The 10,548-nt window shown below is 36.4% G+C and carries 10 protein-coding genes; 7 read left to right on the top strand and 3 right to left on the bottom strand.

Annotated elements, in window-relative coordinates; genetic code table 11:
* Positions 1-411 precede the first annotated feature (411 nt).
* The 5 genes from QNJ50_RS27200 (at position 412) to QNJ50_RS27180 (ending at position 5,333) form a co-directional block, all read left to right on the top strand.
* Complete coding sequence (locus QNJ50_RS27200; protein WP_300641906.1) at positions 412-1,017, top strand: 50S ribosomal protein L25/general stress protein Ctc; 606 nt, start codon at positions 412-414, stop codon at positions 1,015-1,017.
* Positions 1,018-1,127: 110 nt separating this feature from the next.
* On the top strand, positions 1,128-2,672 hold the full coding sequence (locus tag QNJ50_RS27195; protein ID WP_300641904.1) for an AAA family ATPase: 1,545 nt from the start codon (positions 1,128-1,130) through the stop codon (positions 2,670-2,672).
* A gap of 10 nt (positions 2,673-2,682) precedes the next feature.
* Positions 2,683-3,183: a hypothetical protein gene (locus QNJ50_RS27190; RefSeq protein ID WP_300641902.1), complete on the top strand. Its 501-nt coding sequence runs from the start codon at positions 2,683-2,685 to the stop codon at positions 3,181-3,183.
* Between the two features lie 372 nt (positions 3,184-3,555).
* A complete protein-coding gene (locus QNJ50_RS27185) occupies positions 3,556-4,347 on the top strand; it encodes a YdcF family protein (RefSeq protein WP_300641900.1) in 792 nt (263 codons plus the stop codon).
* A 755-nt stretch (positions 4,348-5,102) separates the two neighbouring features.
* On the top strand, positions 5,103-5,333 hold the full coding sequence (locus tag QNJ50_RS27180) for a hypothetical protein (RefSeq protein WP_300641898.1): 231 nt from the start codon (positions 5,103-5,105) through the stop codon (positions 5,331-5,333).
* A 21-nt stretch (positions 5,334-5,354) separates the two neighbouring features.
* Here QNJ50_RS27180 and QNJ50_RS27175 read toward each other — a convergent pair whose 3' ends face one another.
* Positions 5,355-5,630 carry a ferredoxin-thioredoxin reductase variable chain gene (locus tag QNJ50_RS27175; protein WP_300641908.1) on the bottom strand — a complete coding sequence of 92 codons (276 nt, stop codon included), beginning with the start codon at positions 5,628-5,630 and terminating at the stop codon, positions 5,355-5,357.
* Between the two features lie 705 nt (positions 5,631-6,335).
* On the opposite strand from QNJ50_RS27175, the gene rimJ reads away from it, so the two are divergent.
* A complete protein-coding gene (gene rimJ, locus QNJ50_RS27170; RefSeq protein ID WP_300641895.1) occupies positions 6,336-6,905 on the top strand; it encodes a ribosomal protein S5-alanine N-acetyltransferase in 570 nt (189 codons plus the stop codon).
* Positions 6,906-7,037: 132 nt separating this feature from the next.
* A complete protein-coding gene (locus QNJ50_RS27165) occupies positions 7,038-8,495 on the top strand; it encodes a YdiU family protein (RefSeq protein WP_300641892.1) in 1,458 nt (485 codons plus the stop codon).
* A 38-nt stretch (positions 8,496-8,533) separates the two neighbouring features.
* On the opposite strand, the gene QNJ50_RS27160 is transcribed toward QNJ50_RS27165, so the two are convergent.
* Entirely contained in the window at positions 8,534-9,595 is a 1,062-nt protein-coding gene (locus tag QNJ50_RS27160; protein WP_300641890.1) for a glycerate kinase, read from the bottom strand.
* Between the two features lie 114 nt (positions 9,596-9,709).
* Positions 9,710-10,042, bottom strand: a complete 333-nt coding sequence (locus QNJ50_RS27155; protein WP_300641887.1) for a DUF565 domain-containing protein — start codon at positions 10,040-10,042, stop codon at positions 9,710-9,712.
* Positions 10,043-10,548: the final 506 nt, after the last annotated feature.

Here is a 10,548-nt window from a genome sequence, read left to right as displayed (position 1 = left end):
TCCTCAACTGAATATAGCGGTTTTCGGTTGAGTGTAGTACACCTCGTAGAGACGTAAAATTTTACGTCTCTACATTTGGGAATTAGAAAATGTATTTGATTCAAATGAAAACCGCTATATACAGCACCACGTAATAAAGTTAGAAAATTGGTAAATCCTTTAAAGCTATTGAGTTATGAGCTTTTGATTTATGTCCTATGGACACACGCTTAGCCTGCGGCGAGGTAGATCCGTTTGGAACGTAGAGCAGCGATAGGTAACGGCTCCGTAGGTACGCTAATGACTTGCACGTAGCGCTATAATTCACAGGGCAAGAAATATTTAGATGTACAATATAAGTTTTGCCTGTAATTTCAGGGCACCCTGTTGCGGTATCCTGTAACAACTGAAGAATAAGAGCGAACATTAGTCATGACACTCACTATTGAATGTAAACAACGCCCAGAAGGTAGTAAAACAAAAGCTTTACGCCGTTCTGGAGAAATTCCAGCGAATTTATACGGTCACAAAGGTACAGAGTCTGTTGCTTTAACGATGGATGCTAAAACTGTCGAAAACTTACTTCGACAAGCTTCCGTCAACAATACTTTGATTGACTTGAAAGTTACCGATATTCCTTGGGAAGGTCAAACTTTATTACGGGAAGTTCAAACTCATCCTGTTAAAGGTACACCTTACCATCTGAGCTTTTTTGCAGTTGCAGGTCACGGTGAAATGACTGTGGAAGTACCACTGCGATTTGTTGGTGATGCTATAGGTGTTAAACAAGAGGGGGGAGTTCTAGACACAGCTTTAACTGAACTACAAGTAAATTGTCAGCCCGATAATATCCCTCAAGCAATTGAAATCAACATTTCTGATTTGCACGTAGGTCAAAGCTTGCACTTACATGAAGTAGTTTTACCTGAGGGTGTAAAAATTCCTGGAGAAAGAGAACAACTCGTGGTTCAAGTATTGCAAACCCGTGCATCTACTGAAACCGCGCAATCAAATGCTGGAACTGAAGAAGCTAGCTAGACGATATAAGAATCAAATTGACCAGGGGCTATCTCCTGGTTTTTAATTTTTTTATTTACCCAGTTCGCAGTAATCTAGTAGCAATAAGTATATTTAAATTCCCAAAGAAAATGTCAGAGGCTTCCCTTCCGGCTTTAATTGAGCAAATGTTACAGCCCGGTTTTTATCCTCATCCGGTAAAAGAACCGATTAAATTAATTCAAACTCATATTTCTTACGTGCTACTGACTGGGGACTATGCGTATAAAGTTAAAAAATCAGTAAACTTCGGTTTCCTGGATTTTTCCAGTCTGGAAAAACGGCAAAATTTTTGCCAAGAGGAACTACGTTTAAATCAAAGGGGAGCCCCACAATTATATTTAGAAGTTTTACCAATTACTTTGGATGGTGAACAATACCATTTACAGGGTGAAAGTGATGCAGTGGAATATGTGCTGAAAATGCAACAATTCCCCGATAACGCCTTGTTAAGTCATATGTTCGATCAGGGTGAATTAACTGAGGAACATATTGAAGCTTTAGGTAAGGTTGTTGCTCAATATCATGCCGTTACCGAGAGCAATGATTATATTCTAAGTTTTGGTGAGGTTTCACAGGTTCGTGCTTCCATCGATGAGAACTACGAACAAACTGAAAAATATATTGGTGGACCTCAAACTCAAGCTCAGTTTGATGAAACTAAATCTTACACAGATAATTTCTTTGCTAAATTTCCAGAATTATTTAGTAGCAGGATTGAAAATAAATATATTCGGGAATGTCATGGGGATTTGCATCTGAATAATATCTGTCTGTGGCAAGATCGGATATTACTTTTTGATTGTATTGAGTTTAACGAACCATTTCGCTTCGTTGATGTTATGTACGATATTGCTTTCGCGATTATGGATCTGGAAGCACGAGGTAGGAAAGATTATGCTAATGCATTCCTGAACACCTATATCGAACAAACTGGTGATTGGGAAGGTTTACAATTATTACCTTTATATTTGAGTCGTCAAGCTTACGTTAGGGCTAAAGTAACTTCATTCCTATTGGACGATCCGGGAATCCCAAGGAATGTGAAAGATAATGCAGCAAAAACTGCTGCTGAATATTACAAGCAAGCGTGGGAATACACCAAACCTCGTCAAGGACAAATATTTATCATGTCCGGTGTATCCGGTTCGGGAAAAAGTACAACAGCACGTCTTCTATCTCGGGAATTAGGCGCAGTTATTATCCGTTCAGATGCAGTAAGGAAACACTTAGCCCAAATTCCCTTATTAGAACGAGGTGGAGATGAGTTATATACTCCACAAATGACCGAAAAAACTTACAATAGACTGTCAGAATTAGGAATATTGCTTGCTAAACAGGGTTTTACAGTCATCTTAGATGCTAAGTATGACCGACAACATTTACGCGGTAATGTAATTTCCCAGGCTGAGGAAAGTAAAATTCCATGCAAGATCCTTCAATGTGTTGCTCCGGAAGAAACATTGCGAGAACGTTTAAATAAGCGTACTGGTGATATTGCCGATGCCACACCTGATTTATTATCATCTCAATTGGATCGAGCAGAAGAATTCACTGTCCAAGAAAAAACTTATTTAACAATTTTGGACACAACTCAACCGCACGCGGCACAATTAGAAAAAGTTATTTCCCAATAGCCTTTAACTCATGGCAGCAGACAAAAATAACTCCGGTAAATTTCCGGCACTTTCGCAAAACTTCATCTCCATACTGATATTTGCGTTATTTTTAAGTTTAGTGTTTTATAACGCTTTCCAAAATGTAGGTCTCAGTATATTCTTGGGCGCAATCGGCGGCTTAATCTTAGTTTCCATATCAACTTCCAACAAAAATACCACCCGTACTCAGTATGTTGCTTCATCGGACGGTATAGACGCGGGTTTGAAATTCTGGTTGTTTTTTATGTTGGGCTTTGTAATTGCTGGTTATGCTACCCCTATAAGTATTTTTCTGGGGGGAGTTGCTGGTTTTGGCAGTGGATTGATTTACGCTTGGTGGGGAAGTCGAGAAGATACAAGAAATCAATTACCAGAAGAAGAAGGAGAAAACAGTGACGATGATATTGTCAGTCATCGGGCAATTAAAAGAAAAAGAAGGACTACTCGCCGCATACGCCGACGTAAAGGTAGTCAATTCTGGGAAAAATAATATTTCATATAAGCTAGATTAATTATTAAAATTGAGTCGCTTGATAAGTGAAAATTGATTGTTGGTGTGTCCGGAGTACAATCCGTCACACATCACGATCGTGCTTATCATTTATGACGCTAAATTTATGCTTCTAAGTTTACTGTTTATAACATCATTAAAGTGCTTTCAAAGATTTTAAATCTAAAGGGAACAGGGAAAATGAAAATGTCCTAACCAGAAAATGTAGTGTTTTAGATCACAGTAAATAGAGAAGGAATTAATAGATTAATTAATAATAGTTAGTACTAATATATATTTGTGACTGATGATGCGAACGCTATAAATGTTTAATATTTGGGTTCATTGTTTGAATAGTCACAAAATACTTCTATGTTTCTATACCTTTCTAAATTACTGCCTTTATTTATTTATCCTTTAGGACTAATTTCTTTGACTTTAGTGGTAGCGCTCATATTTATGAAGAAACGACCACTAATCGCCAGAATTTCTATTATTTTATCATTATTAATTGTATTAATTAGCAGTAATGGTTGGATTCCATTATATTTAGTGAGAAGTCTTGAATGGCAACATTTACCACCGCGTGAATTACCTACAGCAGAAGCGATTATAGTTTTGGGTGGTTCTACACGTTCGGCACATCCTCCCCGACCCACAGTAGACTTACTAGAACAGGGCGATCGCGTCATCTATGCTGCTCAGCTCTATCGGCAGAATAAAGCCCCCTTAATTATTCTCAGTGGCGGTAGGATTGATTGGAGAGGTAGCGGTACATCGGAGGCGACGGATATGGCAAATATCCTGACTTCTATTGGTATACCATCAACAGCATTAATTGAGGAACCAGATTCTCTTAATACCCATCAGAATGCCGTCAATGTCAAGAAAATTTTAGTAGAACGAAATATTAAAAAGGTTTTATTAGTTACCTCTGCTATGCATATGCCCCGTTCTCTACTAATCTTTCAGAAGCAGAAAATTGATGCTATTCCTGCACCAACTGATTTTTTGGTCAGTGAGGGCGAATTAGCAGAACTAAGTGCTACCCCCAAAGCTGCAATATTAAGTATTATCCCTGAAAGCAGCAATTTAGATAAACTTACTAGAGTTATTAAAGAATATATTGGATTAGCTGTTTATCGATTACGGGGTTGGTTGTAGAACAGTTATCAGTCACCAGTTGTCAATTATCATTTATTTCACATTAAGGTAATTGATTAACTGGCAGCATAAAGTAAATAAGGTAATTTCTGGTCGACAATTAATTCTTATAGGAATATCACTAAATCCAATACCACGATTAACATAAAGGTGATTACCATCGTTAGGAATGAGAATTTAATAACCTGTAATTCTGAAATTTGGAATGGTGCGTTACGCGATGCTAACAGCACCCTACTTTTGTACTTTATTTGATTCACTTCCTTACCATAGTTTTTGATTCAACCGTCGCCATAAATCTCTTCATTTTTAACTAGTTAAATCCAAGACCATGGAAACTGATTTAAATTCTAAATACAGAATTTTTTGTAAGTGAAGTCGGGTGCATCTTCAAAGTTAACTTTTAGGCATTAGTTGATTTTTGGACATAATATTATTAATGAAAATTTGTCCGAGTATAGGAAGGAATTGAAGAAAAAGTATTGCGGACGACATAAATCAAATTATTGATAAAAAACAAGTATTTATGCTTGTATCTGTGTTTTTTTTGCACTTTAACTAGGAGCTTACACAGCTTACTGACAAATGAGTAAAACAAACCTTCAAAAAGTTTTTCCAGACATGAGGAGAATAGCTGCGAAAACAAGATAAATCCAATACCAGCGATGGAGTGAATGATGAAATTATTGGTAGACTCAAATGAGTGCTTAATTCTAACTAACTAGTCGGACGCTATATTATTAAAAACAAAATTTATGAAAAATTTTTCTCAAGAAGTAACCCATATCGTACCATTGCAACAGCCTGAGGTAGAGGAGAATTTAGCCGCATATCAAGCAACGCGAGAATTTTACAGTGAGGTAGAAGACAGATTAGAATTTCAACGCCATTGTGAGTGGTATCAAATTACGGCAGAAAATCATCGTCAAGAATTAGAAAGAATGCGCGGCGAACTGAACATTTTTCAATGGTTTCGCCGCAGATAGAAAATTTTCTTAACTAACTTTTTATTGAATCACTTCCAACTCACTTTCACGCAAGTGAGCTTTAAATTTCTTATTGAATTTAACTAAAATTGGTAGATTTGCACTTACTGGTCTACCTTCCCATTCGGTCACAATTTTCAAAACTTCACCTTCCATACCTTTGATGTCAAAAGCCTCAGAGCGATGTTCTGGATTATGATAAACAATAATGGATTCTTTAACGCGAACGCGATCTCCAACTTTCATGCCAAGCTTTTTATCTAGTTTTTGTTGCTCTACTATTGTCTCCACTCTTATACCTCTTTAGATTAATTTCTTGTCTATCAAAATAAACTTTTGGCAAAATTTGCTTAAGGAATGAGAATTTAATAACCTATAGTTTTGATTAAATTTGGGTATTACACCATGCAAGACTTAAGGTATGCCGTGTATTTTCCGCCAGACGCTAACTAAATTTTATTTTTACGGTGAATCCACATTCCTAAGGTGGATAAGATCTTCAGCTTAACAGGTAATTAACTTTTATTTAACATTTGTATGTAGTGTTAGTCCTACTCTGTAAATTAAAGATAGATATTTTCGCCAAATTATTGTTTTTTTTCGTTATTGGGCTGTATTGAGAATTTACTATTTAAACAAAGACATCTTCTTCGAAGTCTCCAATTTTCACTTTTTATTTTTGTCATCTAACTATTTTTAATAATTTTAAAACAAAATGGGATCGTAGGTAATCTTAATTAAAATAGAACCATTCTACCCGATAGAACAAATTTGAAATTTGACAAGATCGTGTAATTCCTCCTTATTTAAGATAATCGGGGAAAAATAACAGATTTATCGATATTAGTTCCACTACTATACCTCAATAATAAATAAGATGTTTTCAAATCGAATAATTGATATTGATTGATTCTGCGTATAAAAGGTAGGTTTTTTATTCTATTGATGTCATGTGCTGGAATAATCAGTCAATTCATATTTATTTTGGCATTTATTAATTTTATGAAAGAATTACCATTGTTAAACACAGAACGTTTATTATTGCGACTAGCAACGCAAGAAGATATACCTAAAGTATTAAGTTACTATACAGAAAATAAGATATATCTGACTCCCTTTTATCCGATATGGGCAGAAGATTTCTTCACTTATGAATTTTGGGAAAAACAAGTTGAGAAAAATATCCATGGTTTTATTAACGATAATTCACTAAGGTTGTTTGCAATCCTCAGGACTAACCAAAGTAAAATTATTGGCTCAATTAATTTTAGTAATTTTGTGAGAGGTGCCGCACAGTATTGTACCTTAGGATACAGCATCGCAGAAGCAGAACAGGGTAAAGGCTACATGAGAGAAGGACTTGAAGCAGCAATCAAATATGTATTTAACTCGTTAAATATGCACCGCATAATGGCAAATTATATGCCTCACAATCAACGCAGTGGGAATTTACTCAAAAAGCTAGGCTTTGTAGTGGACGGTTATGCAAGAGACTATTTAGTAATTAACGGAAAGTGGGAAGACCATATTCTTACTAGTTTGATTAATCATAATTATCAATGCAATCTCTAAGAGTTGATGATTGCGATCAAAAATAAAACATTACTGCGCATTGGCGCGATCGCATCTCTTTCTTTATGTTCTTCTTCCCTAGAATAATTAACAGATAATATTTAGAGAAGAATAGATAAATTTTTGTTTCTAATGACTCTGGCTGAAACTTCAAACCACAAAATCTTTAGCAACCCCTTTCTCAACCTTAACTACGAACCCGCGTTGGAATCTTTGGGGGATGATTACTACGATGAAGTCGCAGCAGCAGAATTTCCCCAACATATTTTGCGCTGGCGAAATAATAAACTTTTGCCAGCCCTGGGTTTAGACCCACAGACCATTACAGACGAACATTTTACCGTCGCTTTTGGTGAGTTCGAGCAGCGCAAACCCTTGCTAGCACTACGTTATCATGGTTACCAATTTGGTGAGTATAACTCAAGATTGGGTGACGGGAGGGGTTTTCTTTACGGACAATTGCGCGGAATTGATGGCGAACTCTACGATTTTGGAACTAAAGGTTCTGGTAAAACTCCTTATTCTCGGGGTGGAGATGGAATGTTAACCCTCAAAGGTGGGGTAAGAGAAGTTTTAGCTGCTGAAATGCTTCATCGTATGGGAGTGAAAACTTCCCGTTGTTTAAGTGTAGTTGAAACAGGTTTATCCTTGTGGCGAGGTGATGAACCTTCTCCTACTCGTTCCTCAGTGATGATTAGGATGAGTCGTTCCCATATTCGTTTTGGAACCTTCGAGCGTTTGCATTATTTTCAACGCCCAGACTTGACTAAAAAACTTTTAGATCATGTCATCGAATATTATTATCCTCATTTAGTAGGAGAACAAGAAAAATACGCTTTATTTTATGCCGATCTAGTTCAAAGAGTAGCAGAACTAGTTGCTCAATGGATGGCTGCGGGTTTTTGTCATGCAGTTCTGAATACGGACAATATGTCAATAACTGGGGAAAGTTTTGATTATGGTCCCTATGCTTTTATTCCCAGCTACGACCCCTATTTTACTGCAGCTTATTTTGACTATTACCGACGTTATTGCTACGGTCATCAACCAAGTATTTGTAAGTTAAATTTGGAGATGTTGCAAACTCCTTTGATGGCTGTAATTGATTTAGCAGATATGAGTGCGGGGTTAGCAAAGTTTGATGATTATTATGCAATTCAATATCGAAGTTTAATGTTGAGAAAACTCGGTTTTGAGTCATTGTCCATAGAAGATGGGAACGAACTTCTAAAGAATACAATCGAGTTCTTAAAGCATTATCCAATTAGTTATCATGACTTTTTTGCCGATCTAGCTACTGGTTTTTCTAATGAATGGCAAGATAATGCAAGTGCGATCCTTGGTCAGTCAGAAATTGGACAATCCTTAGGTTCATCGGAGTTATTTTTAAATTGGACTGGTACCTACCATCGGATTTTGACAAATTCTTCTGCTGAAGAAATGGCTAGTATTGCTCGATGTTTGAATCGACATAACCCAAAAGCAGTAATATTAAGACCAGTTATTGAGTCCGTTTGGGAACCAATAACTCAAGAAGATAATTGGCAGCCATTTTATGATTTAGTTGAGAAAATTCAGGAGAATGAGTAATTGGTAATTGGTAATTGGTAATTGGTAATGGTAATCGATCAAGCTTCCAGTGGCTGATAAATTTTACTAAAGCTATGATCTGCTTCAATTTCAATAACTAAATCTACCAATTTGGCTGATTTTAATAAGGGGGTAATAAATAATTCTGGGTGCAGGGAACGCCAAAAATAATTAACAAATTGCTCGATTTCTGGATCGGACATTCCCGATTTTCCACTAGCAATCATTTGTTGTTCTGCTTGCTTGCGCCATTCCACGGATAAGCGATAATTAACTGGATAAAGAACTATCAAACTATCCAATTTTTCCCAGAGTGGTAAGTAATAAAATAATTTGGCGTTTATGTCCCGAGCAAATATTTTATCTTCATCCGTAACAATGGGATGGGGTGGATTGTTAAATAACTCTGGGTTAATTGGTCTGACTCCAACAAACCAACCTTCAAACAAAATAGTATCTACATGTTCGACAATTTCTGGAATTGTGCGATCGCCAGCTCCATGATGTAATGATTTATCAAAACGAGGTACTTCATAGGGGCTTTGGTTATGAAGAATTTGATCGAATAACTTTAAAGCAATTTCTATATCATGAGTTCCTGGTGGACCACGCCAAATTAGTCGGGGGTCTTGCTGTTGCAGTTCTAAGCGTTTCTCATAAGTTTTATACAGGTCATCAATGGATAAGCTCAGGGTTCGATAACCTAATTTTGAAAGAATTAAGCTAAGGATCGCGCAAGTGGTTGTTTTACCAGTTCCTTGTCCTCCCAAAATTCCTTGAATAAAAGGGCGTTGTAATTCTTTATGCTTTTCTGCAATTTGGATTGCTATAGGTAACCAATAGTCCCAAAAAACTGGGAGCATTTCTTCTACTTCTATTTCTAAATTTTTTTGTAACTTAGTTTGACAAAATCGTCTGAAATCAGGACTTGTAGACTTAAATAATTCCCAGCGTTGTTGGATGCGATCGCTGACGTTGACTGCTGTAATATCAAAGGCTTGTGCTGCTGATTTATTTGCTAATGTTGCTTTTATTGCTTCTTGCAGGCAATTTTTATTTGGTATTTCTGCTGTTAAAATTTCTCTCAGCCAAGAATTCATAGTTTGAATACCTGAAAATTGGCACGCAAAACGATATTTTACTTATAAATCTTTACTTATAAATCTTTACTTATAAATCTTTACTTACAAATATCTACTTGTAAGTAGAAAAAACTACGATCCGAGTTTGAAGGCTTCAACACATATACCGTAGGTAAAACCGATTTTCAGAGAGTTTAGCAGTTCTATCCATAACGCACGTCTATCTTTCCAAGCGCGGATATAAAATGCTCTGCTGGTAACTTCCATCATTAGTACTAAGATACCAGAGATTAAAATATCTGTATCACCTTCTTGACCAGCAATTGTAGTAAGTGCTGTACTCAGAAAAAATCCGAATAGAAAAGTGATGATCAGCAAAGATATTCGTCGCCAAGGATTGAAGAACCATCGTCGTAAACGAACAAGGACAGCATCTACTAAGTTATTAAGACGGGTATTTTGCATCTAGTTAACCTGCGGAATATCAAGATTTTGTCGCAACCTTATATTTATGATTGTTTGTTTGGGAAAAGTAACATTCTGTTGATTGACCCTGTCCAATAACAAAAGGTTTTTGGAATCGGAGCTACACACTCATCATACGATCTGATCTTAAAGTTTTATATAAGCAACGCAGTACTTGATTCATAATTAGCTGATAAAAGAAGTGAGGTGTTTCTCAGGATAAGTGGCAATATTTTAAAGGATCGCCCCATTTTATTTATTAAATCATCCTCAGATATTTTTACTCCACTTACTGTTTGTGTGTTAATTAGCCTTGAAATTTACTGGGGAGTTCTTCACTTCACAATAATCTCGTATGTTTGAGAATATCTGAAAATATCACAGGACTTACGCAAGTGTCACAATTGGTGGTTGGTGCGTGACGCTATAAGTCTGATTCTTACGTTCAGATATTTTCACAGCGTCACACACCCTACAGGAAAAATATGCCAGTTGCGTAAGTCCTA

It is taken from the genome of Mastigocoleus sp. MO_188.B34 (genome assembly GCF_030065675.1).
GTDB lineage: Bacteria > Cyanobacteriota > Cyanobacteriia > Cyanobacteriales > Nostocaceae > Mastigocoleus.
The sequence above is the reverse complement of the archived record's forward strand: the minus strand, read 5'-3'. Positions and strand labels throughout refer to the sequence as shown.